The sequence below is a fragment of the Paenibacillus sp. FSL H3-0457 genome, assembly GCF_037981725.1.
Taxonomy (GTDB): Bacteria; Bacillota; Bacilli; order Paenibacillales; family Paenibacillaceae; genus Paenibacillus; species Paenibacillus amylolyticus.
On sequence record NZ_CP150283.1, the window covers coordinates 6,775,392 to 6,802,337 of the forward strand.

Here is a 26,946-nt window from a genome sequence, read left to right on the forward strand (position 1 = left end):
AAAAAGAAATAGCTCATCCATATATTGTATTTCAATGAAATCAGAACCATGCCCATCTCTTGAGATGAATTTCAAGGCTTTGTTCAATAATTGTACCGTTACAATCTGCACAACTGATGATGTCGTTTTCATCCGTTCGCTTTTACAATGAACACAGGGCAGCAGAAGTTTATAACCATCGCCTGCAGCCCACTATATGACGTGAGGTGATCTGAATAATGATTGAACTATTGAATACAGCTGAAATACAGGCCTATCTGAAACGGATCGGCATAGATGATATAAAGGAACCTACACTGGAATTCTTATTTGAACTCCAGCGAGCACATGTGCAATATTTATCCTGGCAAACGCTCGATATTTTTGCAGGTCTTCCTGCGGAAATCAGTCTTCAAGATTCAATTCAGCTTATATTACAGGGACGTAGCGGCTACTGCTTTCATCTAAATGGTGCATTTAGTGTTCTTCTCCGCTCGCTGGGTTATACGGTTGATTGGCATCGCGGGGGAGTACAGCCTCATGGGGAACAACCCCGTGTGAACTCATTCCATCTCGGTCTATCTGTGCTTCTGCCAGATGCTGACCCGACAGTTGAACGCTGGATTGTAGATGTAGGTCTCGGCGGAATGCCCTTTGAACCTCTGCCACTTCGTTATGGAACCTATGGTTCAGCTCCGTTCACGTACCAATTGATGCCATCATCTGTTGTGGCTGGGGGATGGCGGCTTGAGTACGAGCCGAATGGGCCAAGTGAAGGTGTGGACTATGCTCCTGAAGCAATTACCAGCCTGGAAGAGTTCATTCCCAAACATGAATTCTACAGTCGGGCAGTCGAATCACCTTGGCATAACGTATTTTTGCTTCGTCAGCGGAATGAGATCCGCAGTCATGAACTACGTGGATGTATGCTTCGAACACATGATATGGAAGGAATCCGGAAAAAGGAGATCCGGAATTATACCGAGTGGCGTAACGTATTAACTGAAATATTCTATGAACCCTTGGTGAATTACAGCGAACTGGAATGCCAAGATATGTGGGAGCGAATACAAGCTGCGCATACAGAATGGAAACGAGTACAGGAAGCATGAAGAGGAAGATGCAAAACCTGAGGCCTTAACATGAAAAGCGAGACAATCGGCTTGCTTGTTAGGGGCATCCGTATAGTGATGATTTGGGAGGAAGAGTTGAGGGGACGTTCCATATAAAGGAAAGTTACTGAACTGCGCCGAATACGTATTCAGGTGATTAATGATGATAACTATTCGTGTACTCCAAGTTCCAGAAGTATTGCCCGAGGCGAACTGGAACCAATTGCTATCGCAAGTTTCTGCGGAGCGACGTGCTCAGGCTTCGCGTTTTGTGCGTCAGGCTGACGCGTATCGCTCCGTGCTGGGAGAGATATTGACTCGTGTGACTTTGAGCAAGTTAACTGGACTGAGACCTGCTGAGCTTTCTTTTACCCGTAATTCCTACGGCAAACCTTCGCTCAGTCACCATTCGGATGTACAATTCAACGTCTCCCATTCTGGTGATTGGATTGCTCTGATCTCCGGCAGTACAGATGAACTAGGCGTGGATGTGGAAAAGATAGCTCCAATTGACATGCAGATTGCAGAGCGTTTCTTCTCTCCTAAGGAAAGCCAGTTCTTGGCTGCCGAGCCTGACGATCGTCGGCTGGAAACCTTCTACCGTCTATGGACGCTGAAGGAAAGTTATATCAAGGCAGTCGGTATGGGCTTGTCCATGCCACTGGATTCCTTCGCCATCCTTCCCAATGAGCGGGAAGATTGGCATTGCAAACAGGCCGGGACATATCTCTTTCTCAGTCAGCGACTGGATGATGGACATATGCTGGCAGCCTGTTCGGCTGGGGGAGAGCTGCCGAGCAAGCCGGAAATCATAACCTTAGAGGATCTGTATCCGGATTTAGTATAGAGTGGTGCTGGGCCTCAACGAGTTGGAATCAGTTGAGTTTTGTAAGAGGCCGCCATTAAGATAATCCTGCTAATGTTAATCAAAAAAGCTAACGACGTGAGTATCACGCGTTAGCTTTTTTGGCTTTATATTCACACTCCGTTTACGTCTCTGACGTATGGATAGGACTAGTCCCGACTCCGCAATTTGCCAAGCAGGCGGATGATCTCAATGTACAACCATACCAGCGTCACCATCAATCCAAATGCACCGTACCACTCCATATACTTGGGCGCACCACGTTCAGCACCACCCTCGATGAAGTCGAAATCAAGGACCAGATTGAGGGCAGCCACAATGACGATAACGACCGAAATACCGATGCCGATCAAGCTGTTATCATGCAGATAAGGAATTGAAATGCCGAAGAAACCCAGTACAAAGCTCAACAGATACATGATCATGATGCCGCCAGTTGCAGCAACAACGCCCAACTTGAAGTTCTCCGTAGCTTTGATCAATCTGGTTTTGTATGCCACCAGCAGAGCGATGAATACAGCCATGGTCAACAGAGCCGCCTGCAAGGTAATTCCGTTATACAGGGACTCATAGGTTGCAGAGAGTGCTCCAAGGAAAAGGCCTTCTGCCACGGCATAGATAGGTACTAGATACGGTGCCGCTACTGGTTTGAAGGAAATGACAAGCGCCAGAATGAAACCAACGATTAATCCACCATAAGCGAGCGGCATCACTTGTTGTCCGTTAAAGAACATCATCCATGTTGCAAACGCACTGCCCAGCAGAATCACAAGCGTAATAAACGCTTTGTTCACCGTGCCGTTAATCGTCATGTAATTCTGATACCGATCTTCTCCATATCCTCTGTTTTCAAACGTGCTGTCTTTAAGTGTAGGGTTACCGCTACGACCGATCAACACAATCACCTCTTCATATGTATTTGATATATCTGTGATACTAAGTTTGGGCGTACTACGTTTCAAAATCTACAAGCTACTCCCTCGAAAAGATCGGGATGGCACCAGAAGGAATCGGATGCAATCCTTCGATTACATCCTTACCCACTGGCGAACCACTTAGGACATATGTCCCAGACATTGCATGTTCATGTGCTTTTTAAGCGTCTTATTTGTACAAAACTTTATCTACATTGTATTTCGCACGCATCGTGTTGATGATATACGTCTCGTAAATTTCACGATCTACCGGATCTTCAACCAGGCATACTTCAATCTTCGTTACTTCTTCGCGGTGATTCTTAATTGGTGATACGGTATCTTCAAAATGCTTTTTGATGCGGGGTCTTAATTTTCGTGCTTTCCCGACAAATAACAATTCTCCAGCGGCATTGTAAAACATGAAAATCCCGCCTAGTTCCCGGGTAATCAGGTGAAAATCAGTAAATCCATAAATGTGGCTAAGCTGTGGATCAGCCTGCTTTGTGATGGTTACATCCGGTGTTGGCACGGTAATATTAATCAATAGGCTCACTTCCTCATTATCTATAGGTTTACATCCTATCACATATTATAAAGGGACACCATTTCAATCTATATGAAGTACAATTCACGCAATTTTCGCTATTACGACAAATATTTCAAAAAAAAGGTTAACTTCCCTGATTCAAAGTGGTACTATAGGGGTATGAGGAAGAAATTGGGCACTGAGACATACGTCTTTATATCTACCTCCGTCTATTGTACCCTATGATTGAAACTCTTTTTCATGCTGAATTCTGTTATGTGATCACGACAAGAGTACAGTTAGCAAGAACCCTAGCTTATAGATTGTAGATTCATCATCTAATCGACCCTTGCAGCAAGCAAACCTAGAAAGACCTAGATTCATGATTCACTGTAGATTTTAAGTATCACCTAGAAAGCCTGCAATTATAGTCGTACTGAAGTTAATAGACACACGTAGAAGGTCAGATAGCTATCGATCCTAGAGAGACTAGTCATGCAATACAACTGTAGAAATTATAGCAGCAGTACTATAGAAAATGGATCAAGTTTCACCACCAGGCCCCGGCATACTGCCAGGGCTTTTTTGCGTTTGTGCGAACAACCAACCACACGCTCAGGGAAACAGAGGTATCGTGGTTCTTTCTGCGGGGTTTATAATATGACAAGATACCAGTAGAGGGAGTGATGGGATGTATTCCGATCTGCAACTGACGGAGGACCGCCCTGTATATATACAAGTCAAAGATTATATGAAGCGATTGATGCTCAAAGGCGGCCTGCAAGCCAAACAAAAACTGCCCTCGACCCGTGAACTCAGTACACTCATGAAGGTTAGTCGCAGCACGGTCCTGCTCGCTTATGCCGAGCTTGAAGATGAAGGTCTGATTTATGCAGTCAAAGGCAAGGGCAATTACGTCAGTACCTCCATCAAAACACCTGAGGCAGCAGCAAGCTGGGAACTGGACTGGACGACGGAGGTAAGCGAGTATGCAATTCACGCAGAGCAGTACGATCTGATGAAGCATGGCTCCGGAGCAGAGCGCGGTGAGATATCGTTTACCAGCATAGCGCCGGATGAAAAGCTGTTTGATCTGCACAACGTGAAACGGGCTTTTCTGGATCGCATGTCACTTGAGGGCGAAGTACTGCTGAATTACGGATATGCGCAAGGATACAGACCGCTGATGAACTATTTACTACGTTATATGGAGAACAAAGGTGTTGACCTCCGTGGCAAGGACATCCTGATCACCAACGGATTCACGGAAGGATTCGATCTGGTGCTTGGAGCGTTACGCAAAAAAAGCGGAAAAGCGCTCTGCGAGAATCCAACGCACCACACGGCGATCAAAAATCTAAAATTGCACCAGTTTCAACTGACCGGTGTGAACATGGAGCCGGATGGCCTGGACTTGAAGCAACTGGAACATGAACTTGAGGCAAGTCCATATGATCTGGCGTATCTCGTGCCATCCTATCACAATCCAACCGGGATTGTGACGTCCCCTGCGAAACGGGTAGAGATCATCCGGTTGATGAACAAGTATCAGGTACCGATTATTGAAGACGGTTTTAACGAAGAATTGCGATATTCCGGTTCGCATGTCTCTCCCCTGATCGCCAGCATGGGCAAAGGCAATGGACTGGTGTATCTGGGCAGCTTCTCCAAAGTCCTGTTCCCAGGTCTGCGGGTGGGTTGGATTATTGCGGATGCGGCGCTGATTGATTATCTGGAGAGTATGAAACGGGCACGCAGCATCCATACCTCCACGCTGGACCAATCGTTATTGTATCAATATCTGAGCAACGGTAATTTCGAGAAATATTTGAAGCGAGCTCGCACCGAATATAAGCGAAAATATGAATTGGTTGTGCGTTGCCTGAAACAGTATCTGCCAATGTGCCGAATTTCCGGTGCGGGTGGTCTGCATCTGTTCGTGCAGTTCCCGTCCGAATACAGAACCCGTGAACTGCTGGAAGCCTGTAAAGTGAAAGGTGTAACGTTCACACCAGGGGATACCTTTTATCTGGAACCCGGTCAGGGTGTAAACACGATGCGTCTGGGTTTCTCCAGAGTCAGCGATGAGAATATACGTAAAGGCATTCGCATCATTGGCGAGACAGCAGCTCAAATGAGATAAGGAGGATTTCACATGAAAGTTGGCGTGATTATGGGCGGTACATCTTCAGAGCGGGATATTTCCCTGCTCACCGGACAGGAGATGATTGCAAACCTGAATAAAGACAAATACGAGGTTGTACCCATCGAGCTGAATACCAAGCGCGATCTAATCGACAAGTCAGCGGGGATCGATGTGGCACTGCTTGCCCTGCATGGCAAATATGGCGAAGACGGTACGGTCCAAGGCACATTAGAATCTCTGGGTATTCCCTACACAGGCTGTGGTGTGCTGGCAAGCAGTGTATGCATGGATAAAGACATGTCCAAACAACTCATGCAGCATGCAGGTGTGCTTACCGGGGAATGGCTGCGGGTGAACCATATGGAGGAACTGTCCTCTATTGCTGTTCAACAATTAACGTACCCCGTGGTGGTCAAACCCAATTCAGGTGGTTCCAGCATTGGTACCCAAGTCGTGAAGGAAGCTTCCGCCCTGCCGACTGCCGTAGAGGCTGCACTCATCTGGGACGATACGGTCATGATTGAACAGTATATCGAAGGTGAAGAAATTACCTGTGCCATTCTGGATGGTAAGATGCTGCCGGTGATCTCCATTCGTTCGAACGCGGAGTTTTTCGATTATTCTTCCAAATATGATGACCACGGGGCCGATGAGCAGGTTGTGCAATTGCCTTTGGACCTTCACAATCGCGTCGAAGCCGCGGCCTTGGCCTGTTATCAGGTGCTCAAATGCAGCGTCTACGCTCGCGTGGATATGATGATTCGGGAGGGCATGCCGTATGTGCTTGAAGTGAATACGCTGCCGGGTCTTACCCGTAACAGTCTGCTGCCCAAAAGTGCAGCTGCTGCAGGCATTTCTTTTGCAGAACTGCTGGATACCATTATTGAACTTTCGTTGAAGGAAAGACCCAAGGAGGATACAACATTATGAGCCTGGATGTGACGATTAGACATAGCTCCACTACCGATCTGCAAGATATGGTCATTCTGATGGACCAACTTGGTTATCCCACCACGTACGCCGAGATGGAAGAGCGCTATACCCATATCTCTGCGGACGCAAACTTTACTACACTCGTTGCTGAAGCACGAGGCCGCGTAGTTGGACTGATCGGATTACAGACTTCTTATATGTATGAAAAAAACGGAAGACACTGCCGCATCTTGGCATTGGTTGTACACGACCAGTTCAGGGGCTCAGGCATCGGCCGTCAGCTCATTCTTGAAGCTGAGCAATGGGCAGCCACGCATAACGTGGATTCCCTGTCTCTGAACAGTGGCAATCGCCCAGAACGTGAAGCTGCACATGAATTCTATCGCCAGATGGGCTTTACAGCCGGGAGTACCGGCTTTAGCAAAAAGCCGCAGATTCTACAGCACACTTAACCTGCCGGATACGGGATACGCCCCTTGAATATCAAACCAAAAAAAGAACGCCCCAATCCGCACATTGGCGAAAAAGGGCGTTCTTCAGTATATATCTATGTCGCATTGATGTGCTGTTGATGATTATGGGATCAATATTTGGCTGACTGCGCACCATCAATCGGAATAATGGCTCCATTGATAAACGGTGCTTCACCGGACAGCAGGAAGGCAACTAGACGCCCTACTTCCTTCGGTTCACCCAAGCGCTTCGCCGGGTTGTCCTTCACGAACTCTTTGGATGCTGACTCCCAGTCATTCGGATTGATCTGTTTGAACGAGCCGATAACCATATCTGTCAGAATGGCTCCGGGTGCAATTGCATTAACGCTGATCCCATGCTCGGCGTATTCAATCGCTGCATCTTTGGTCATGCCGGCTACGGCATGTTTGCTCGCTCCGTAGGCTACCAGGTTTGGCACGGCGCGAATCCCTCCAACAGAGGACGCGTTCACGATGTAGCCTTCTCCCTGTTTTTTCATCACAGGTAGAACGTGCTTCAACCCAAAAAATACACCCTTCAGATTGATATCGATAACTTTATTGAACATCTCCGTCTCGTAGTTCTCGATCAGGTTTTGCTTGCCTTCAATGCCTGCATTGTTGAAAAATGCATCGATACGCCCAAATTCATTGACCGTATCACTAACATACTTCTTCACAGCTTCTTCGTCCGATACGTCACCTTCAATTAACAGAAACTCGGCATGCTGTACCTCTTCCGAGATCACACGCTTGGTCTCTTCCAGCGCCTTCATGTTCACATCCACTAGGGCAAGCTTCGCCCCTTCACGTGCAACTTCCACAGCAGCTGATCGTCCAAGACCGGAGCCACCGCCTGTAATCATTACCACTTTACCCGCAAATCGTTCAGTCATAATCCATAGACCTCCCTTTGCTGTTTTGACATCCTCCATACGTAAATACCCATTTCTTCATTTGCTCTAATCTAACGGGGAACAGTTACAGCCATCATCTCAACCGGATTAGTATGCTTCCGTACTGGCCCTGCCATTCGTCCTCAGGACTTCATAGCCTCATAGGCTGCAAGTAATTCCCTTACTTCTACTCCGTTGATCTTCATCCCGTTCACTTGACACTGTTCCAACTGTACTCCAGATAAATCGCAATCGATAAAACGACTTCCCCCAAGATCACAATGCGCCCACTGCATGGGTACACGGTCAGATCCAAGATGTGTGTCCTGGAATTGAACGCCATCCAAAGCACAAAATTCAATCTTGCTATCAGTTAGGCGTAAATCAGCTAGCAATATATTGGTCATATTTAAATTGGTAAATTTGCTTCCACTCAGGTTGCAGTCGGTAATCCGACTATTGGTCAGATTACTGGTGCTGTAACGGACTGAGTCCAGATTAGCTTGAACATATTCAACCACCGACTCACCCGAGTCCTTGGCTAATGTCTCATCACATGTTGGATCAAAAGAATCAACGGACTTGTTCTTCTCATATACAAACTCATCCTCAGATGCATAGATACAAACATATCCCATTTTTTCGTAAAAATGATGATTATCCAGCTGCCGACCTGAGGTCTCCAACTTCCAGGTTTCAATCTGCGGAAATTCAGCCTCAATAAGCCTCATGACTTGAGTTCCAACGCCACGGCCCTGGCATACCGGGTCAATATAGATCTTATCGATCCTGGCATGTTTTCGTCCAAGCACGTTAACACTCACTCCGCCAATAGCGCATCCATCTGATTCTACAACATAATAATCCCATTCACGGATCACGTAACGATGCATTCGCACTGACGAATAATCAGGCGGGCATAGATTGCTATCGATATCCTTCTCATTATCCGCCCAGACTTTTATGACATGATCAAAAGCACGAGTGCAAATCTCTGTAAGTACAACAGCATCTTCCTGCTGTGCTCGTCGTAAGCGAATTTCAGAATGTATCTGTTTCGGTTGCATTGGTTCGGTCTTTACTATGAGCAGTTCAAAATAATCGTAGCACTCCTTGTCCATAAGCATTCTGCGAGAGATATAACGAAAACCCGCATGCTCCAGAACTTTGCGTGACGGCTGATTGAAGGGCTTCACAATGCCCACAATTCGATCCAGCAAGGTATGCTCAAATAAATATGCTGTTAGGGCATGCACCGCCTCTGAGATATATCCTTTATTCCGGTAATCCCGGGAGATGGCGTAGGCCACTTCACGGTCATCACGATCCAGCAGTTCATTTGGAAATACGCCACACCAACCAATGATACGCTGATCTTTATTGTGTACAACAGCAAGCAGGATGCGCACATCTTCCGGGTTGAACTGTTCGTAACTGCCAACGACAAATTGTAAGAATTCGCGCAACTGCTCCTCGGTCATCTTCCAATCTGGCAGGACATCTGTGATTTCAGGTTGTTGGGTTAATGCATACACAGCAGCCTGATCTTCAAGCGTAAATGGACGCAACGTAACGGAGTTTGAATGGATGAATAATTGACTTTTCATATACAACACCTCTGGGGATTTATTTAGGATGAAACGACAAAGAGGAGCACCTCCAATAGAGGCACTCCCCGATCCGTTTCATCATTTCAGAAACGCCGAAGCTCCTCGTAATGGGTCAAAAGGACACACGTATCCCGTTCATGGTCTAACGGAATTTTTGCGGTGTTCTTTTCACGATCATTACGAGAAATCTGGCATACTCTAAAATCCCCTCTCATACTAAGGATTACTTATAACGTCTCCCTTAAGGACGGTCAATGTAAATCCAGCCTGTTTCTTGTTCCTTATCTACAGTAGCTCCAAGGGATTCAGCCATAAAGCGCAGCGGCACATACGTCTTGCCGTCTTTGCCTACATAAGCGGATTCCACCATGGTTACTTCTTTACCAGCAACGGTTGCTTTCTTGGAACCTACAGTCAGGACAATCTCATCACCAGTGATGTCGTCAATGACAACGATTTGGTTTGAGCCTTTGGTCCATTTCACTTCAGCATCCAGTTCTTCAGACACGTAGCGAAGCGGAACAAATGTTGTATTCTTAACGGTGATCGCCCCAGCGTATTCATCATCCGGGAAGAGCACTACACTTTTACTCGTGATTCCAGCTTCCTCTTTCAGCAATTGGTAAGCCAGTGAATTGGAATCAAAATTGCGCAGCATCTGTCCAGGCGTAATATCATCCTTCATCAGATCCATAACGCCGCCCGATACATCCACTTCATCAACTGCAACTGTGCCACCGATATTCCACTGTTCACTGTCTCCACTTACCGTCACAGAGTTCACCGGCAGATCCTCAGAAGCAGGCAGCGCTACTTTCAGTTCAAAGTTTTGCTTGCGAATATCCAGCTTGCTGTCGAGATAGAAGTCCAATTTCAGTTTGGTTTCTGTGCCAAAGACCGTTTTGAATTCAGGGGTCTCATTCAACAGGTTGTTCAGCTCCTGATCATAATTGACCAGCATACTGTCCAGTCCTACTTTGATGATGGCATATAGTGACGCAACGGCTTCATCTTTCGATTCAGGAACGATCGAATTCAGCGTGTCGTCTCCCCCACCTTCTACCTCATTCACTGCTTCCAGTACAGGGTAGAACACATCGTACAGATCGCCAATCAGATCTTTCAGTCCTTGCTCATCCTTCGAAATACTCGTCAGGAATGGTTTAACCATGGCAAGCATCTCTTCACCACTAACTTCCAGATGCAGCTTGGAGAGGCTAAGTGCTTCGCCATTCACGGATTCCTGTACCGGTGTTACGGAGATGTTCTTCGGATTGGACAGATGCTTCAGGACAAAAGAGAACAGTTTCGGGGAAATTTCCTCGAGTTGTTTCTCCAGAGCCTTCGTATCTACCATTGGAAGCGCCTGTGCATCCTGGAACGTATCCAGAGACATGTACAGCGGTTTCTGGGCTCCGTCCAGATCAATGACCAATTGGGACTCATTCATGGACACGTGGAAAGGTAACTTCGTTCCCTCCATGCTCAATGTACCTTTGATCGATGCTGTCTTCGCATCTTTCATTTTGGCTTGATCAATATCCAGGGATATGGAGTTAATAAGTTCGATCATTTCAAGGTCTTTTTCTGTAGCAAATTCCTTAGCCGGTTCTATGTTTATATTCATGGATTGTCTGGATTCACCGGACTTGATACTCGCGCCATTGGCCATTGCTTTGCCAACGTCTACTCCACCCACAGCCTGACATCCTGTAAGAACAACCATTAAAAGTACTAGTGGCACTGCCATCCATTGGACTAACTTCCGATTCGTAATATGAACTCCTCCTTAGAAAAATATGGTTCATTTCCATTATGAAGGTATAGGTAATTCTTGTAAACGGATACGCAAAAAAATAAACCAAAAGGCCGGAACATGTCCGACCTCTGGTCTATCTATATTTCAGCATATCGTATGTTTCGATAAAACATCCTGCTTCATTGTGCAATGCTGGGAGTTATTCTTTCTCCTGATCTTCTGCAAGTTTCTCATCCGTTTCTTCATCTTCCGCAGTTGCGGGAGTCTCGAATTGATCCGGCTCGTCCTCTTGAATCGCTTTGTTCTCTTCGTTCTGATCCTGTGTCATATCGCATTCCCTCTCTTCTACCGGATTGTCATGTCATCAAGGCCTGAGCCTTGTGTCTATCAATAACCCGAATAGGCGTAGTTCAAACCTGCCTCAGTGTCGGCCATAGAATCCCCATCATAATTTTAGTGCTCATTTAGAAAACATAAAAGATGATCCCGTTCCCACTTGCAGCCGTGGCCTGAAACAAGGCCTGGACATCATCCGCAGTCTGAACGATCTCCTGAAATGTCTCTTCCGCGTCCCAATCTTCCATGACAGGATAGACGCCTTCAGCGATCATATGGTCAAGGCTATACCGCTCCTTTAATTCTTCCGGTGTGAGCTGTTCCAGTGCCATGTAGGCTTCCAGCACCTGCTCGTTACTAAGCAAAAACAGATCCATATCCGAATAGTTTCCCACGTATTGCTCACCTGCGAGAGGCACAACATATCCCAGGGGCGGCTCCCCTTCTACCAAGTTACCGTTCAGCGTGAACTGCAGCATTTGCCATGTTTTATCGATATCCAGATCCACTGCACAATCATGCACACTAACCTCACCTGACTTGATGGATTCAACCAGCTCCTCAGTTACCACAAGATATCTGCCGGACATTCCCATACCGCTACCCCTCCTGTGTAATTCCTTCTATTGTTCCCCATTAACCGTGCTTGTTGGTTCAGAATCGGGGTAATCCCTATCAAGGAGGGTGTATACATGAAAAAATTTGATTACAGTCTCAATTATGATGAGTTGGATCTGCGCAAACATCCTGAGCTGTACACCGTAGGCCGGGGCGAGCAGGGTGTTCTGATGGTAGAGCCGTACAAAGGCGAGATTCTGCCACACTGGCGGTTCAAAACACCCGAGATTGCGACAGAGTCATCGGAGAAGATCTATGAGCTATTTTTGGACTATAAGAAAAAGGGAGATTTCGTGGGTATGGATATGGCACGCAAATTTCTCCAGATGGGTTATACACGGGCCAGACGGTATACAAATCACAAAGGAGGACGCAAATACTCGAAGAAGGATGGCTCGATTCTGCCCTATCAGAATGATAAGGTGAAGGCAGAAGCCGCGGCTATATTCAAAGCACAATGGGAGATTGCGAAGACGGATCCAGACTATGTGAAGATGAAGAAGGAGCATCGGGAAAAGTACGAGTCTGATGAGGCGTAGGATCAACGGTGAAAAGATTGACTTATGGAAACATTTGTCTCAGAATCGATCTTGTTACTGTACATTTTCAACCATTATATTGGAGAAGAGAGGCGCATCCGATTATGACAGATTCGTTCATCCACTTAAACACAGGCCAGAATATCAGTATCAACGAATCCACCCAACTTCAGGTAACCATTCAATGTACATCATCTCCTTCTCCCTTGGATGTTAGCTGCTTTATGGTGAACGAAGAGGGAAAGGTCCCATCTGACGACTATTTTGTATTTTATAATCAGACGGCCGATCCCCATCAAAGTGTGCATTTGCAACAGGCAGAGGAACTGAAATCGTCTTTTGTACTGGATACCAATCAATTACGGCAGGCCCCTGTGGAAAAATGTGTGTTTACGGCTACTCTGGATGCGGGAGGGACTTTCGCCGATGTTCAGGCATGTCAGGCGATTGTACAAGCTGGTTCCCAGCAGATCACCTATAGATCAAGCAGGTCACTGCGGAAACAGCTCTTATTTTTATTGAAATCTATAAGTATCGTGACGGGTTCAAAGTTCGTGCGATTGGACGAGGTTTCTTTGGTGGATTGCAGCCGCTGGCAGAGTCATTTGGTGTTGAAATTGAGAGTAACGACACCTCGGAAGCCGAACAAGTTCTTCTCACGGCACAAGCTGAAGTAGCAGCGGCCTCTCCAGAAGTCTTGGCACCTGTTGCTGTACCAAACACGGTTCATCCGCCGCTTAACCTGACCAAGATCGATCTCCTCAAGCGTAAAGTAACCCTGTCTCTACAAAAGAAAAAGATCGAACCTATACAGGCACGTGTTGCCGTTGTATTTGATGCATCTGGCTCCATGTACCATCTGTATCGCAAAGGCATCGTGCAAGAAGCCTTCGAGCGTATCCTGGCGATTGCATCCGCTTTTGATGATAACGGAGAGTTGGACGTCTGGTTCTTCGCCAAAGACTTCTTGCGTGCACCTAGCATCACCGCCAGGGATTTCGAGAATTATATTGAACGCACATATACGCTGGGAAGCAAAGGCGGTACCAATAACGAACCTCCTGTGATGCAGGATGTCATTCGCAAATATACGATCGAGGAACCCGATGTGAAGATGCCAACGTATATTATCTTTTTTAGCGATGGTGGAGTCAGTCAAAAAGGGAAAATCATGCGGCTTATTACCGAAAGCTCAACCAAAAACCTGTTCTGGCAATTTGTTGGCCTAGGCCAAGCCAATTACGGTATTCTCGAGAAACTCGATGACATGACTGGACGTTTCATCGATAATGCTGACTTTTTTGCATTGGACGACATTTCCAAGATCAGCGATGAAGAATTGTACGATCGTCTCCTCACTGAATTTCCAGGTTGGATAAAGGAAGCTCGGGCCAAAGGCATTTTGGCCTAAAGTTTGTACCCTATACCCCTAATCAGGCTTGTACTTTTTCTGGTTTAACACCCTCGGAACGTGGACGAAGCATACTTCCTACGATTCGCAACATGGACTTGCGTGGTATGAGACGGGTGAACTGTGCTGTCCAATAATTCCTGGCCCCCGGCACAGCATAAGGTTTGCCTGACTCCAGTGCCCTCATGGCTACGGCCACGACATGCTCAGGTGTATCACGTTTGCCCACCGAGGCTTCATCAGCACCCACTACATCAAAGAACGAAGTCTCGGTTGAACCTGGGCATAGTGCCAAAAACTGAACGCCACGCTTCCTGTTTTCTTCGTATAATGCCTCTGTAAAAGAAAGTACAAATGCCTTTGTCGCTCCATACACAGCCATATACGGATCAGGTTGAAAGGCAGCCGTCGACGATACATTAATGACAGCACCATTTTTCTTCTGTAACATGCCTGGCAAGAAAAGATGCGTCATGTTTGTCAAGGCGAGCACGTTCAACATAATCTCCTCCTGTTGCCGGGAACCATCCAGTTGTTCAAAACATCCATGGGTAGCAAATCCCGCATTGTTGATCAGCATATCGATGTGTATTCCCCGATTCTGACATTCCTCATATACGTTCTGAGGTGCCTCTACTTCGGAAAGATCCGATACGATTACCTCAGCCCTTACTTGATATGTACGTTCTATGCGTTCTGCCAATTGATTCAGTTTGGATTCTGTTCTAGCCACCAGCACGATATTTTTACCCTTAGAAGCCATCTCGAGTGCAAAAATTTCCCCAATACCTGAAGAAGCACCTGTAATAAGTACCCATTGATGCTGTTCCTTTATCATCTCTCATCCATCCTCTGTGTATAATTTAAACACTTGTTTTCATCAGGAAACATTGTTTCTGTATAGAATCATCGTAACCAAAACCCATGACGCTGTCAAATGCATTTGTTAAATTTGAATCTAGAACGGGGTGCTTACTTACTAAACTCGGATTAAATTGACGTTATCCGGCGTAAAACAGTAGAATGACCTTAAGAAAAGGAAACGTAGTTTCTGTTCAACAACAATACGGTTACGAGGATGAAATCAATGAAGGATCTTAATTCGGGTTCTACGGAATCTGCACATACGGTAACAACCTTTCAGGAAGCCAGACTGCAGCACTCGGATAATCTGCGGCAAAATATTGTGCATGCTGCTGCTGCTTTACTGCAAGAGCATGGACCAGAAGCCGTCACAGTACGCCGTGTAGCTGAACGCATGGAGTGCTCCACCAAAATCATATATAATCTCTTCGGCAAAAAAGAAGGGTTAGCCAAACATCTGTATTTAGAGGGATGCTCCCTCATGGCCCAGCGTTTTGAAGCTATGCCCCGGCAGGCATCGTTCGAACAATATTTCCGTGATCTGGCCCACGTCTACTGGGACTTCGGCATTTCTCAATCCAGCTTCTATCAGCTGATGTTTGGAGGATCTTTTTCCGAATTCAAACCAGATGGAGAGACCTTACAGGGAACAGCAACTGCACTGAAACAAGTGTCTGCCTTGGTTGAGGTAGCGATTGAACAGGGAATGCTTCAGGTGCAAGATCCCCTGCTTGCGGTTCGGATGATCTGGGCTCCCTTACACGGTGTTATTCATCTGTATTTGGGAGGCCATATTGAGAGCGAAGAAGCTGCCAAAACCCTCTATGATCATACGTTGTCCATGGTTATACACTCCCTTGTGAGTACATCTGCGAATGGGTAAGCATTAAATCTGTGCTGTTTTAGATACTTTTAGAAGATAAACAAAAAGGAGCAGCCCCATTGGCGTAATACGCCTAGGGCATGCTCCTTTGTTTTGTTGACTCATCTAGTTCCGTAACGGTTTCAGTCGATTAACGTGCCTCTTCGTTCTCAGCTTCCCAACGTGCAATTTCTTTACGCACGATAGGAGCGACTTCTTTACCAAGCAGTTCGATCGCTCTCATGACCTCGTTGTGCGGCATGGTGCCGAGGGGAGTGTGTAACATGAAGCGTGTAATCCCAACTTCTTTGCGTAGGTAAATAATTTTCTGAGCTACGGTATCCACATCACCTACATACAATGCACCTTCCAGGCTACGCGCCGCATCAAATGTCGCACGGCTGTAGTGTCCCCATCCACGTTCACGACCCAGGATGTTCATGACCGCTTGCGCTGGCGGGAAGAATTTCTCCACGGCTTCGTCTGTTGTATCGGCAATGAAGCCGTGAGAGTGAGAAGCAACGGTCAGCTTGGAAGCATCATGTCCTGCATGTGCAGCTGCTTTCTTGTACAGCTCCACCAGTGGTGCGAATTGCACCGGACGACCACCAATAATGGCAAGCACCAGTGGCAAACCGAGCAGTCCTGCACGAACAACGGATTCCTGATTACCGCCACTGCCAATCCATACCGGAAGTTTTTCCTGTACTGGGCGCGGGTAGATGCCCAGATTGTTAAAGGAAGGGCGGTGTTTGCCTTCCCAGGTTACTTTTTCCGAATCACGCAGCTTGAGCAGCAAATCCAGTTTCTCGTCGAATAACTCATCGTAGTCGTTCAGATCATAGCCGAACAGTGGGAACGATTCGATAAATGATCCCCGCCCTGCCATAATCTCTGCACGCCCGTTCGAAATGCCGTCCAGTGTCGCAAAATCCTGATAGACCCGTACCGGATCATGCGATGACAGCACGGTTACCGCACTCGTCAAGCGAATATTCTTGGTCTGTGAAGCTGCAGCCGCCAGAATGACAGCTGGTGATGAAGCGGCGTAGTCGGCACGATGATGTTCTCCCACGCCATATACATCCAGACCTACCTGATCTGCCAAAACAATCTCTTCAACAACATCCCGAATTCGCTGCGCATGACTGATAAGTTCTCCTGTTTTTACATCCGGATTCGTCTCCACAAATGTACTAATTCCGATTTCCATTGTCTGTTCCTCCCTGGTATGAAGCGATCCGTTGTTCATCTTACCTATTGTAAGTAGATCACCTTTTGTTATGTATCTTAATATTGAACTATTTTGATGAAAAACACAAGTACCCCCTGTTTCCAGAGGGCACATTTATGTTTATTTTCTATAGATTACAGCTTATCTATACTTAGTTCCATCAGGTTGGCATTAATTACAACACCGGTCTGTTTCATAAAATTAAATCCCAGAATTCCGTCAATCTCCAAACCATAATCCATATTTCCTATTTCAACTTGAAATTCATTAATCGTTGTTCCATCTGAAATTTTCATCGAGGACCTCTCATGCCAACATATCGTTCTCTTGCCACAACTTCTGGACGTGAAGTGTGAAAAAAGCAGTATTCCCGTCTGGGATCTTCCTGATGCAATTCACCATAACGTTTTAGTGCCTTTGTAGAATCATCAAATGAATCAATCACTGCCATCTCTTCAATGTAACGCTGGCCTTCTCAAGAGTACGCCTTGGTTGCCTCAAAAACGACCCATTCATTAGGGAATCGCTCCTGAACTTCCTTCCATTGCATAGTGACACCTCCAGACCATCAGATAGAGATATTATATCATGTGGAAACAGTATTCCACGGGCTGAAATTCTAAAATACATAGATTTTTAGAGCATTGCCTGTAAGTCTATTATTTCTTCCTCCCGATGTACAGCAGATGCGACGAGATTCCCAATATGGAAGGGTCTTTGGCGGCTTCAATCATATATTGCATGAGTTCATCATACTCGCCACGCTCTTTCCAGTATTGCTGCTGCTCGTCCGTAAACATCGCTCTAAGGCTGGATGAACCAATCAAATCAACGGTTTCAAATCCATGTTGCTCCATGAAAGGTTTAACGTCCTGAATATTAAAATAGTATGCTCCCGTAAATCGTCCTTGATCCTGATGATTGAATATACCCTTTTCCACAAAAGAATGGATTGCTGCCATGTTATCATTCGGTTTCCAGTGCTGCGGGGATTGCAGCGAATTGATACTCATGCGCATTCGACTCTGCATGGCTACGAACACCACGCCACCTCGCTTGGTCACACGGTACAACTCCCGTACAGCATCCGTGCGCTCTTCGTCTGTCTGCAGATGATATAACGGCCCCAGCATGAGGGACGCATCGTACGTCTCGTCAGCCATACCGGAGAGCGAAGTGGCATCGAGAACATGGAACCCATCGAATTGTTGTGTCAAACCAAACTCCTGAGCCTTTTGCCGCGCAGTATCCACGGAGGAAGGTGTCAGATCCGATAAAGTGACCTTGTACCCCAGCTTCGCAAGCTCCATGGCATACTTTCCTGGTCCTGCGCCATTATCCAGAATACAACCAGTAGCGGGGAGATGTTCCCTGATGTAATGCATGTTAATGATGAATTCAATTGGTTCCCGCTCCAGTCTGCCCCACTCATCAAACCCGGAATAATATTCAATAATATGATCTCTCTTCATCGCTCTGACACCTGCCTTTTCTTATATATAGACTACTCATCCATGTTCAAAAAAATTAAATTCCAACCAGTATATATCCACTAAATATTTCCTGTCAAACAAAAAAACGTTCGATTCCCATTGAATGCGGAACTGAACGTTTCTCAATCTGATCTTATATCTTTTTCACAAACTCAGACTTCAACTTCATTGCACCCAAGCTGTCGATCTTGCAATCAATATCATGATCCCCATCAATCAGGCGGATATTCTTTACCTTCGTGCCCTGTTTGACCACGAGCGAGCTACCTTTTACCTTCAGATCTTTAATGACGGTAACGGTATCGCCATCACTTAGCACATTTCCGTTGGCATCGCGGATTACTTTTGTATCCTCAGCGTTATCATTGTCTGCTTCCAAAGACCATTCATGCGCACACTCTGGGCAAACCAACAGGTTACCATCCTCGTACGTGTACTCTGAATTACATTTGGGGCAGTTAGGCAAATTAGACATATGTATTAAACTCTCCATTCTACGATTGGCATTCCCGCAAGTATACGGGATTTCGACGGTATATTCCATACGCTTGGTCACTGCATGGATGGATTTAAACCAAATTTAAGGTTCATGCATCCCTCACTTTAAGGGTAACTACTTATGATGTAACTAATAGATACGCACTACACATACATGAATTTTAATGTCTATGAATGTTATTATATTTAATACCAAAGGAGTTCCTACTCATGTCCTCATATGTTTTCCCTGTGCAAATGGCTTTTTTGATCTTTGTTGTTGCGGCCATGTTTTTGCTGGTGCCGTGGTTGATCTATGGGTATCGTAAAGACGGTTTCTTCAGCTGGTCACGGTTTGGCATCAGCTTTTCGTTTATCTTTTATATTCTGGCCGCCTATTGCCTCGTCATTCTCCCGTTTCCAACTACGCGAGATACCTGTGCGCAGCAAGCCGCTGACACGATCTACTACAATCTGGTTCCATTCACTTTTGTCAAAGACATCATGAAGGAAACACCCATTGTATGGACCCAGCCTTCCAGCTATCTCAGCATGATTCAGGGCAGAGCCTTTCTGCAAGTATTGTTTAACGTCCTGCTTCTCATGCCGCTGGGTGTATATATCCGTTATTTTTTTCAAAAGAGATCATTCTGGAAGTACGCCCTGCTTGGTGGATTAGGGCTTTCCTTATTCTTCGAGATCACTCAAATCACCGGATTCTACGGGTATTATAATTGTCCTTACCGCCTCTTCGATGTAGATGATCTGTTATTGAATACTTCGGGAGCAGTCATTGGATTCTTCACAGCGCCCATCCTGCTTGCTTTATTCCCATCACGTGCAAGCATTCAGGCGAAGAGTGAACAGATCGTGGAGCAAAACCGAGTGTATACTATGCCTCAATTGCTCGCGTTAATTATTGATGGAATCATTGTTGTCTTCCTTTCGAATCTGATATCAATCTTCACAGCATCTGATGTGATCAGTGATGCGCTAAGTACATCCATTGCTATGGTCATTGTACTGTTCTTCATCCCTTGGGTGCGAAATGGGGTAACTCCAGGCTCGGCCATCTTGCGATTCCGCTATGTGAATCGTCAGACCGGCACACCCACCAGTGAATCGTTATTCAAAAGATTTGCCGCACTCTATGTTCCATGGCTGCTCGTTACGATCATTCGCTTGGTCAACGATTATGCTTTTTCAGGTCATCAGGATGTTATGCTTCAGCCTTATCAAATGTGGATCTCCTTGGGGACATTCGGTATCTATATGTTAGTCTACGCCGTACTCTTTGTTCATGTCTTGATCGTACTCTTCTCCCGTGGAAAACGTTCCTTCTACTTCGATGAGGTGTCCCGCACTCGTGCCTCTCGTAAATAATGTTTGGAGTATAACAATGCAATGCATAATGTCCCCCCTAATTGGTGCTTGCGTTATGCTTACTTCATTAGCCAGATTACAAAAAGAGGACGTTCATTCTGAGAATGAACGTCCTCTTTTGATCGGGCGCATAGCAGTTATTCAGAGTATCCATTCAAATAATCAGCCTGGGTTATAATCCTAACAGCTCTCGCTTGGCTGCATCCGGATCATGTACGACCTCAATCTCATGGTTGAAAATTAGTGTCGCACGATCCTGCTCATATTCAGGCCAGTTCACACCTGCAACTTCAGGTTGGCCATTCTTGGCAAAGGAAATCCAGGCATCCTGTACCTTGAGGGCAAGTGCCGCAGCAGCTTCATCCGGTTCTGCATTCATGAATTTGAGGACATGCAGTGTATTAAACACAAAGAACATTTCGATGCTGTGAATCGCTCTTTTTAACAAGGGATGTTCCGGCATCACCCAATCAAATCGATACATCCACACCGGGGCATATTTCTGCTGTGCCGCAGCATATTGCAGCGCTGAACGCCAGAAGAACATATCGGTCATGACTTGGGCTTGTCCATCTGCCGTTTTTGGATAACTGTCCGCAATGGCTACCCGGTTCTCCAGATCTGGCGTCATAAAGTCTACGCCCTGAACCATATCGATTTCTTTTGAAAAAGGCACATGTGGCTGGATGAACAGCGCACCCTCGTGTAATGTCGTACCAATCAGCACCGGAATATCCTGCGCTGAGCCTTCGCTCACTGCCTGAAGTGGCACCTGTGGTAGTGTCTGCCCATCCAATACAGGTTGGAAGAATAATGCCATACCTGCCCCGCTCTGCTGTTTGACCGTTTCACCGGCTGCAATAATCTGCTCTACAGGAATTGTATTTAACTTCTGCAGGTTGTCCCCGTCCACCCCAAGAATCTTTAACATCCCTTCCCGCAACGCTGAAGCTTGCTCTGCCGGCATGAACTGGGATGCACCACTCTCCATAATGGCACGTTGGAACAGTCCTTTGGCCGCTGGCATCGCCATCAGTGCTGCAATACTCATGCTACCTGCTGATTCGCCGAACACCGTAACTTGATCTGGGTTACCACCAAAAGCAGAGATATTATCCTTCACCCACTGTAATGCCGCAACCTGATCCAGCAGACCTGCATTGGATACATATGAATCACCTAATGGAGCCATATGCAGGAAACCCAAAGGTCCTAATCGGTAGTTGATCGTCACAACGATGACGTCCCCCCGAACCGCTAACTGTGTACCATCATACATCGGCTGGCTACCTGAACCTGTTACAAAGGAACCACCGTGAATCCATACCATGACCGGCAGTGGTGTTGCTCTTTTTCCCTTAGGTGCCCAGATGTTCAGATATAAACTATCTTCTGACTCATTCGGAATTTCTGTCTGGCCTTCTGGTTGATGATTTCGTGGTTGTATATTCTCAGGTCCAAATTGAGTGGCCTGTCTGATTCCATCCCATGACTCGGGCTGTACCGGAGCCTTGAAACGCAGCTCACCTACCGGAGGTTTCGCATAGGGAATGCCTTTCCATACACTTGCGTCGTGCAAAAGTTCGCCTTGAACGGTACCATATGTCGTTTGAACTTGAAGTTCTCTCATGCCACTTCTACTTCCTCTCCGTAAATAGGTTAGACTAACGATGAATGAGTTCATGTGTACTTATTTGAGTATAGTTTGTTGTCATACCCATTTACAACTTTACCCAACTCTAGCCTCCCCTGCTACGTTTCACGTGGAACTTTATGGGGTGGATGATCTGATATATATCTTTAAGATGAACACCAAAAAGGCCACCCATTAAGCAATGTCATCAAGTTTAACTTGTCTTAATGGCATTGACCCTTAGAGTAACCCTTTCCTTTTCACCACCCAAATAACTACCCTTTTACAGGATAACGCACCGTAAACTCAGCACCCTCAATCCATTCGCTCGTAACAAAGTTCCGCCCCTTTACAACCACTCGATCCTTATAAACCTCCACATGAAGCCCTTCGCTGCCCTCCAGATGTTCATCCTGATCCGTCCATAGATAACCTACAGACGACGCATTGAACATGGTTGGCATGTGGCCTGCACCATCGTACATCGTATGCTGTGCTTCCAGTTGCCAATGGGTATGACCGGAGAAGAGAATCACTTGCGGGTAATTGGCCAGAACGACCTTGAGTTCCGCATCCTGATTCACACCATACCATCCCTGTTCCTTCAGCGATCCTGCTACCGTATCCATAAGCGGCTGGTGTAAGAATAGGAAGATGGGATGATCGAGTGTTGCATGCTCAGACAATTTCGCATCCAGCCAGTCCAACTGTTCAGCCGACATATCACAATCCTTCGGATGAGGTTGCTCAGTGCCCAGGAATATATAATGATACCCATCAATCCAATGGTCGTGGTATGCGCCCTTCATGCCTGTTGTCCCTTCAAAATCACTTAATCGACGTTGCCATAACCCTGCGACTGTAATGGGGTCTACTCCTGAAGAGATCGGTCCCCCGTCTTGGCCCTCCTGCTCCGAAGTTACAGCAGACAACGTATAGGTCCCGCCGGATAGTTGCTCAATTAGTGCAGCTGATTCAGCAGCGGTTTGTTTTGTGACCAGTTCCATATCTGCTTCCTGCTCCAACAACTCGGTTACTTCATCCTCTTTCATCTCAAGCAAAACGATCGGCGGATCTTGCCATACCACGGCTCCAATATCATGGTTACCTACCGTGTACCGGATGTCCGGCAAACTCTCCGCATGCTGCTTCCATATCCGCTGCAACTCACGATATTCGCTCGGCAGACCCCGATCCGTCACATCGCCCACATGCATAATCCCGCTGCTCCCCTGACTAAATGTAGCTATGTCGGCTAATGCTTGGTCCAGATGCCGGTTATGAATATGGTCTGCCTCATCTCGCACATGTGTGTCCGTAATAACCTGGAAGCTGACAATAGGTTGCTCCGGTGTATGTTCATTTTTCATCAAGAATCACTCCATTTCAGTCCAATAATGCCAATCAGAATAAAACCGATCCATACCATCGACGTGAGCCGCAGACGTTCACCAAAAAAGTAATGCCCCACGACACCAATGAGCGTAATGCCCACCCCAGACCAGATCGCATATGCTACAGCCAGCGGCACATACTTCACTGCAAAATTAAGAAAGGTAAAACTTGCGCCATAACAGACAAACATCAACACCGAAGGCCATAACCGTGAGAACCCATCCGATACTTTTAGCAAAATGGTAGCGCTCAGCTCCAGCCCGATGGCCAATGCCAACAGTACCCAGCCCAAGTAGGCGTGACTGTTCGTCATCGATTCAGCCCACCATTCAGCAATTCATGGAAGGATTGAATCGTTCTATCCGCCAAGCGGATTTTTCCCGGTTCTCCAATGCCCATCCTGTACCCCGCACCAGCGGTTCGTGCCATCTCCATGTCTCCGTCCGTATCTCCAATGACCACGGTATACTGCACGGATACACCCAACCGTTCACAGGCAAGCAGTAGCATATCGGGAAAAGGTTTGCCCCGCTCCACCAGATCTGTACCAATCACCACGTCAAAAAAGGAATCCAGTCCCATCCACTGTAAATGTTTAATTGCACTGGGTGTATCATCTGCCGTCACGACACCCATAGCGACACCTTCGCTACGGCACTGTTCAAGGAATTCTTGAACTCCCGGTAACGGACGTGCCGGACGATGCTGTTCCATCTCTTCCTCCGCTCGCGCCAAACACTCCCGGACTATAATCTTGGCTTCCGCCCAGCTGAGACCCGCACGATATCCATGCCACGTCAGCACGGCATACACTTCATCCATCGTGCCCATCGCAAGTGGCCCCCGCACGTCATACCCATTCATCCGGCCTTGGTCATCGTGGAATGTACCCCAGATCTGTGGGAATTCCTCTGTATCGATACGAAGTCCCCTGGTCGCCAACTGGTCTCTGAAGTCGTTCAACACACAATCGGTCCAGAACCCCCACATGCCCGTAAAATCAAGTAATGTCCCGTCCTTGTCGAACAAAACGGCTTCAATCGGATTTGGTAATCCGTCCACATACATCTCATCTTGCATTGGTTAAACTCCTTGTCTGCGATCTTGTATGAACGGAAAGGACGGTACAGCATGTACCGCCCTTATCGCGTGAGTCAATTGCCTGTATACGTTTCTTATTTCGTTACCCGATCCAGTTCCTTCTGTGCTTTCTCTTTCGCTTCCTTCAGCGCTTGTTCCGCTGGCATATTATTGATCTGTACCTGATCAGCTGCATCTTTTAAAGCATCATTGATCTTGCCACCCGTTGGATCCTGGAAGGGAGCCGAAGCGTGAGCTGCCTGTTGCAGTGGTACGGTGATCTGTGGATTTTCCTCACTGAATTTCATGAACTCTGGATCTTGTTGGGCCGATTGACGTACTGCGATATATCCGGTGTTCATGGACCATGAAGCTGTGTTCGAAGTTTCAGAGAAATACGTAAGCCATTTATAAGCTGCCTGCTGTTGCTCTGGACTCGCTGCTGACGGAATACCTGCCGAAATGGCACTTGCTACCGGTTTTCCTTCACCAATACCTTCCCAGCCTGGTTGTTGCATCGCAGCGACTACGCTAAAGTCCAAGTCGCCTTGGTCACCACTAGATCCGGTATAACCTGCTGCTTTATTTTTCATCACATCATCAATCGTTTTGTACCAGTACTCCCAGCCCTGACCTCCATAATGAATGCCCATAATCTTGTCTTCGTTAATCCATTTACGGAACAAGTCCCATGTCTCGATCCATTCCGGAGAGTCGATCATAACGGTTTTGCCATCGTCGCTAAGAATCTGTCCGCCCTTACCCAGCACGGCATCAATCATATTGTCTCTACCCCACATCGGTTCCCAACCGTAGAATGTGGTCTTACCATTTTCTTGTTTGCTCATCTTCGCAGCCGCCTCAGCCAGCTTCTCCCATGTCGTCAGAGTTGCTGGGTCGATTCCGTTCTCCTTGAACGTATCCATACGGTAATACATGATCTGAGTTGTACCATACATTGGCAAAAAGTATTGCTTTCCATCCACCTGTCCCTGGTTCAGGAATGTCTGAATGAAATCGTCTTTCTTAAAATTCGGATCAGCTGCAATCATCTCATCCATGGGTGCATAATATCCTTTGCGTGCCCAGTCTATATTGGAGCTGAGTACAGCGGCTGGAACCTTCTTGGAAGCAATTGCTGCTTGCAGCTTCTGTTCCGTTTCCGTGTAATCTGCTTGTACAATCCCTTTTACAACGACTTCGTTCTGGGAGGCGTTGAACGCATCAATCGTCTTTTTCATGTTATCGCCCAGATTACCACCCAGACCATACCAGAACTCAATCTCCACCGGATCTTTCGCCTGAGCTTCGGTTCCACTGGCAGCAGCCGTCGTGCCTGATTCTGCGGGTGCTTGTGTTCCACAAGCGGTCAGCAGTGCAAAGCTGGTCGCAAGTACCAGCGACATGCCACCCTTCCAGTTCAACCTCAATCTCTTTTTCCATGTCATGCTTGCCTGACTCCAATTCATTGTTGTTCCTCCCGTTTTAGGTGAATGGTAGTGCATATCAGTTCTTGTTCACACCAGCCGTAATATTCACGCTCTGCATGATCGTCTTCTGGGTGAACAGGAAGAGAATAAGTAGAGGTGCGATGGTGAAGGCACTCGCAGCCATAATCTGTGGCCAAGCAAGTCCATATGCCCCGCCTTCTACAAAGAAGCTACGCAGACCCGCCGATACCAGCTGTAAATCAGGGTCTTTGGTGATGAGCATAGGCCAGAAATAGTTGTTGTACTGTTCAATAAACGTAATCAGCACCATCACGGCGAAGCTTGAGCGAACAAGCGGCGTAATAATCGTCCAGAGAATCCGGAAGTGGGATGCACCGTCCAGTTGTCCGGCTTCCACCAATTCATGAGATACCTGCATGAACGCCTGCCGGATCAGGAAGATCGAGAACACGCTGACACAGTTGGATACAATCAAGCCGGTGTAGGAATCCAGCAGATTAAGCTCACTAAGCACCAAGTAACTAGGCAGATACACAGCCGTACTCGGTATCATATAACCCACCAGAATCAGGGATGTCAGTACACCTTTGAGACGGAATTTCATATGTGTCAGGGCGTACGCCATCATACTGGAGTTGACGATCTGAAATAAACAGATGGCTAAGGCTACACCGGTACTGTTCAGGATGTAACGGGCAAATGGTGCCGCATTCCAGGCATCCACATAGTTGCTCCACAGGAACGTCTCCGGCCAGAAGGTCGGCGGAAACTGCCAGATCTCATCATTGGTTTTGAACCCGCTAATGACCATCCAATAGAAGGGAAAGGCTGTACCCAGCGCGATAATGGCTAACAGAAGGTAGCGGATTAATTTACTTATTTTAAAATTCGGTTGTGACACGTTCTGCAACTCCTTGCGCTTCATCCGTTTAGACTTTTTGTTGGGCAATGTCA

Annotated in this window: 27 protein-coding genes and 1 pseudogene; 10 read left to right on the forward strand and 18 right to left on the reverse strand. The window is 46.7% G+C overall.

What is annotated here, in order from left to right:
- Positions 1 to 218 precede the first annotated feature (218 nt).
- Both MHH25_RS29815 and MHH25_RS29820 read left to right on the forward strand, forming a co-directional pair.
- Positions 219 to 1,091, forward strand: coding sequence for an arylamine N-acetyltransferase (locus MHH25_RS29815; RefSeq protein WP_036612261.1), 873 nt, complete (start codon positions 219 to 221; stop codon positions 1,089 to 1,091).
- Positions 1,092 to 1,251: 160 nt separating this feature from the next.
- Positions 1,252 to 1,938 (forward strand): 4'-phosphopantetheinyl transferase superfamily protein, encoded by a 687-nt coding sequence (locus tag MHH25_RS29820; protein WP_340018754.1) that lies wholly within the window; start codon positions 1,252 to 1,254, stop codon positions 1,936 to 1,938.
- A 167-nt stretch (positions 1,939 to 2,105) separates the two neighbouring features.
- Here the strand turns inward: MHH25_RS29820 and MHH25_RS29825 are convergent, their stop codons facing one another.
- The gene (locus MHH25_RS29825; RefSeq protein WP_047841093.1) at positions 2,106 to 2,852 is read right to left on the reverse strand and encodes a Bax inhibitor-1/YccA family protein; all 747 of its coding nucleotides are present in this window, start codon (positions 2,850 to 2,852) and stop codon (positions 2,106 to 2,108) included.
- Between the two features lie 208 nt (positions 2,853 to 3,060).
- Positions 3,061 to 3,417, reverse strand: coding sequence for a nucleotide excision repair endonuclease (locus tag MHH25_RS29830; RefSeq protein WP_036612270.1), 357 nt, complete (start codon positions 3,415 to 3,417; stop codon positions 3,061 to 3,063).
- Between the two features lie 673 nt (positions 3,418 to 4,090).
- Here MHH25_RS29830 and MHH25_RS29835 point away from each other — a divergent pair.
- The 3 genes from MHH25_RS29835 to MHH25_RS29845 are packed head-to-tail and all read left to right on the forward strand — an operon-like array spanning position 4,091 to position 6,930.
- Positions 4,091 to 5,542: a PLP-dependent aminotransferase family protein gene (locus MHH25_RS29835; protein WP_340018755.1), complete on the forward strand. Its 1,452-nt coding sequence runs from the start codon at positions 4,091 to 4,093 to the stop codon at positions 5,540 to 5,542.
- A 12-nt stretch (positions 5,543 to 5,554) separates the two neighbouring features.
- Positions 5,555 to 6,475 carry a D-alanine--D-alanine ligase gene (locus MHH25_RS29840; protein WP_340018756.1) on the forward strand — a complete coding sequence of 307 codons (921 nt, stop codon included), beginning with the start codon at positions 5,555 to 5,557 and terminating at the stop codon, positions 6,473 to 6,475.
- On the forward strand, positions 6,472 to 6,930 hold the full coding sequence (locus tag MHH25_RS29845; protein WP_235193849.1) for a GNAT family N-acetyltransferase: 459 nt from the start codon (positions 6,472 to 6,474) through the stop codon (positions 6,928 to 6,930). The genes MHH25_RS29840 and MHH25_RS29845 overlap by 4 nt, the downstream gene beginning before the upstream one ends.
- A 131-nt stretch (positions 6,931 to 7,061) precedes the next feature.
- On the opposite strand, the gene MHH25_RS29850 is transcribed toward MHH25_RS29845, so the two are convergent.
- The 5 genes from MHH25_RS29850 to MHH25_RS29870 form a co-directional block, all read right to left on the reverse strand.
- Entirely contained in the window at positions 7,062 to 7,847 is a 786-nt protein-coding gene (locus tag MHH25_RS29850) for a glucose 1-dehydrogenase (RefSeq protein WP_340018757.1), read from the reverse strand.
- Between the two features lie 143 nt (positions 7,848 to 7,990).
- A complete protein-coding gene (locus MHH25_RS29855) occupies positions 7,991 to 9,454 on the reverse strand; it encodes a GNAT family N-acetyltransferase (RefSeq protein WP_340018758.1) in 1,464 nt (487 codons plus the stop codon).
- Between the two features lie 244 nt (positions 9,455 to 9,698).
- The gene (locus MHH25_RS29860) at positions 9,699 to 11,207 is read right to left on the reverse strand and encodes a copper amine oxidase N-terminal domain-containing protein (RefSeq protein WP_340018759.1); all 1,509 of its coding nucleotides are present in this window, start codon (positions 11,205 to 11,207) and stop codon (positions 9,699 to 9,701) included.
- A gap of 208 nt (positions 11,208 to 11,415) precedes the next feature.
- Positions 11,416 to 11,544 (reverse strand): hypothetical protein, encoded by a 129-nt coding sequence (locus MHH25_RS29865; RefSeq protein WP_268745229.1) that lies wholly within the window; start codon positions 11,542 to 11,544, stop codon positions 11,416 to 11,418.
- A 136-nt stretch (positions 11,545 to 11,680) separates the two neighbouring features.
- Positions 11,681 to 12,148: a DUF1877 family protein gene (locus tag MHH25_RS29870; protein WP_340018760.1), complete on the reverse strand. Its 468-nt coding sequence runs from the start codon at positions 12,146 to 12,148 to the stop codon at positions 11,681 to 11,683.
- 96 nt (positions 12,149 to 12,244) lie between these two features.
- Here MHH25_RS29870 and MHH25_RS29875 point away from each other — a divergent pair, with 96 nt between their 5' ends.
- The 3 genes and pseudogenes from MHH25_RS29875 to MHH25_RS29885 all read left to right on the forward strand — a co-directional run bounded on the left by MHH25_RS29875 (position 12,245) and on the right by MHH25_RS29885 (position 14,120).
- Entirely contained in the window at positions 12,245 to 12,709 is a 465-nt protein-coding gene (locus MHH25_RS29875) for a DUF4385 domain-containing protein (protein ID WP_340018761.1), read from the forward strand.
- A 104-nt stretch (positions 12,710 to 12,813) separates the two neighbouring features.
- A pseudogene (locus tag MHH25_RS29880) lies at positions 12,814 to 13,104 on the forward strand (TerD family protein); the annotation flags it as partial.
- 188 nt (positions 13,105 to 13,292) lie between these two features.
- On the forward strand, positions 13,293 to 14,120 hold the full coding sequence (locus MHH25_RS29885; protein ID WP_340018762.1) for a VWA domain-containing protein: 828 nt from the start codon (positions 13,293 to 13,295) through the stop codon (positions 14,118 to 14,120).
- 22 nt (positions 14,121 to 14,142) lie between these two features.
- Here MHH25_RS29885 and MHH25_RS29890 read toward each other — a convergent pair whose 3' ends face one another.
- Entirely contained in the window at positions 14,143 to 14,958 is an 816-nt protein-coding gene (locus tag MHH25_RS29890) for an SDR family oxidoreductase (RefSeq protein ID WP_074092771.1), read from the reverse strand.
- Between the two features lie 249 nt (positions 14,959 to 15,207).
- Between MHH25_RS29890 and MHH25_RS29895 the strand changes: the two genes are divergently transcribed.
- Positions 15,208 to 15,867: a TetR/AcrR family transcriptional regulator gene (locus MHH25_RS29895; protein WP_017691579.1), complete on the forward strand. Its 660-nt coding sequence runs from the start codon at positions 15,208 to 15,210 to the stop codon at positions 15,865 to 15,867.
- A 130-nt stretch (positions 15,868 to 15,997) separates the two neighbouring features.
- Here the strand turns inward: MHH25_RS29895 and MHH25_RS29900 are convergent, their stop codons facing one another.
- From MHH25_RS29900 to MHH25_RS29915, 4 genes are all read right to left on the reverse strand, one after another.
- Positions 15,998 to 17,059: an LLM class flavin-dependent oxidoreductase gene (locus tag MHH25_RS29900; protein WP_017691578.1), complete on the reverse strand. Its 1,062-nt coding sequence runs from the start codon at positions 17,057 to 17,059 to the stop codon at positions 15,998 to 16,000.
- A gap of 155 nt (positions 17,060 to 17,214) precedes the next feature.
- Positions 17,215 to 17,376 carry a hypothetical protein gene (locus MHH25_RS29905; protein ID WP_156946131.1) on the reverse strand — a complete coding sequence of 54 codons (162 nt, stop codon included), beginning with the start codon at positions 17,374 to 17,376 and terminating at the stop codon, positions 17,215 to 17,217.
- Positions 17,377 to 17,739: 363 nt separating this feature from the next.
- Positions 17,740 to 18,552, reverse strand: a complete 813-nt coding sequence (locus MHH25_RS29910; RefSeq protein WP_036612302.1) for a class I SAM-dependent methyltransferase — start codon at positions 18,550 to 18,552, stop codon at positions 17,740 to 17,742.
- Positions 18,553 to 18,706: 154 nt separating this feature from the next.
- Positions 18,707 to 19,048 (reverse strand): zinc ribbon domain-containing protein YjdM, encoded by a 342-nt coding sequence (locus tag MHH25_RS29915; RefSeq protein ID WP_036612305.1) that lies wholly within the window; start codon positions 19,046 to 19,048, stop codon positions 18,707 to 18,709.
- 233 nt (positions 19,049 to 19,281) lie between these two features.
- Here MHH25_RS29915 and MHH25_RS29920 point away from each other — a divergent pair, with 233 nt between their 5' ends.
- Positions 19,282 to 20,433: a VanZ family protein gene (locus MHH25_RS29920; RefSeq protein ID WP_076320385.1), complete on the forward strand. Its 1,152-nt coding sequence runs from the start codon at positions 19,282 to 19,284 to the stop codon at positions 20,431 to 20,433.
- A 172-nt stretch (positions 20,434 to 20,605) separates the two neighbouring features.
- Here the strand turns inward: MHH25_RS29920 and MHH25_RS29925 are convergent, their stop codons facing one another.
- The 6 genes from MHH25_RS29925 to MHH25_RS29950 all read right to left on the reverse strand — a co-directional run bounded on the left by MHH25_RS29925 (position 20,606) and on the right by MHH25_RS29950 (position 26,893).
- The gene (locus MHH25_RS29925; protein WP_036612311.1) at positions 20,606 to 22,063 is read right to left on the reverse strand and encodes a carboxylesterase/lipase family protein; all 1,458 of its coding nucleotides are present in this window, start codon (positions 22,061 to 22,063) and stop codon (positions 20,606 to 20,608) included.
- A 278-nt stretch (positions 22,064 to 22,341) separates the two neighbouring features.
- A complete protein-coding gene (locus MHH25_RS29930) occupies positions 22,342 to 23,436 on the reverse strand; it encodes a metallophosphoesterase family protein (RefSeq protein WP_340018763.1) in 1,095 nt (364 codons plus the stop codon).
- Complete coding sequence (locus tag MHH25_RS29935) at positions 23,436 to 23,774, reverse strand: multidrug efflux SMR transporter (RefSeq protein WP_340018764.1); 339 nt, start codon at positions 23,772 to 23,774, stop codon at positions 23,436 to 23,438. The genes MHH25_RS29930 and MHH25_RS29935 overlap by 1 nt, the downstream gene beginning before the upstream one ends.
- On the reverse strand, positions 23,771 to 24,541 hold the full coding sequence (locus tag MHH25_RS29940) for an HAD family hydrolase (protein WP_235193851.1): 771 nt from the start codon (positions 24,539 to 24,541) through the stop codon (positions 23,771 to 23,773). Before MHH25_RS29940 ends, MHH25_RS29935 begins: the two co-directional genes overlap by 4 nt.
- A 95-nt stretch (positions 24,542 to 24,636) precedes the next feature.
- The gene (locus tag MHH25_RS29945; protein ID WP_192135348.1) at positions 24,637 to 26,010 is read right to left on the reverse strand and encodes an ABC transporter substrate-binding protein; all 1,374 of its coding nucleotides are present in this window, start codon (positions 26,008 to 26,010) and stop codon (positions 24,637 to 24,639) included.
- A 37-nt stretch (positions 26,011 to 26,047) separates the two neighbouring features.
- Positions 26,048 to 26,893, reverse strand: coding sequence for a carbohydrate ABC transporter permease (locus tag MHH25_RS29950; RefSeq protein WP_223199815.1), 846 nt, complete (start codon positions 26,891 to 26,893; stop codon positions 26,048 to 26,050).
- Positions 26,894 to 26,946 lie beyond the last annotated feature (53 nt).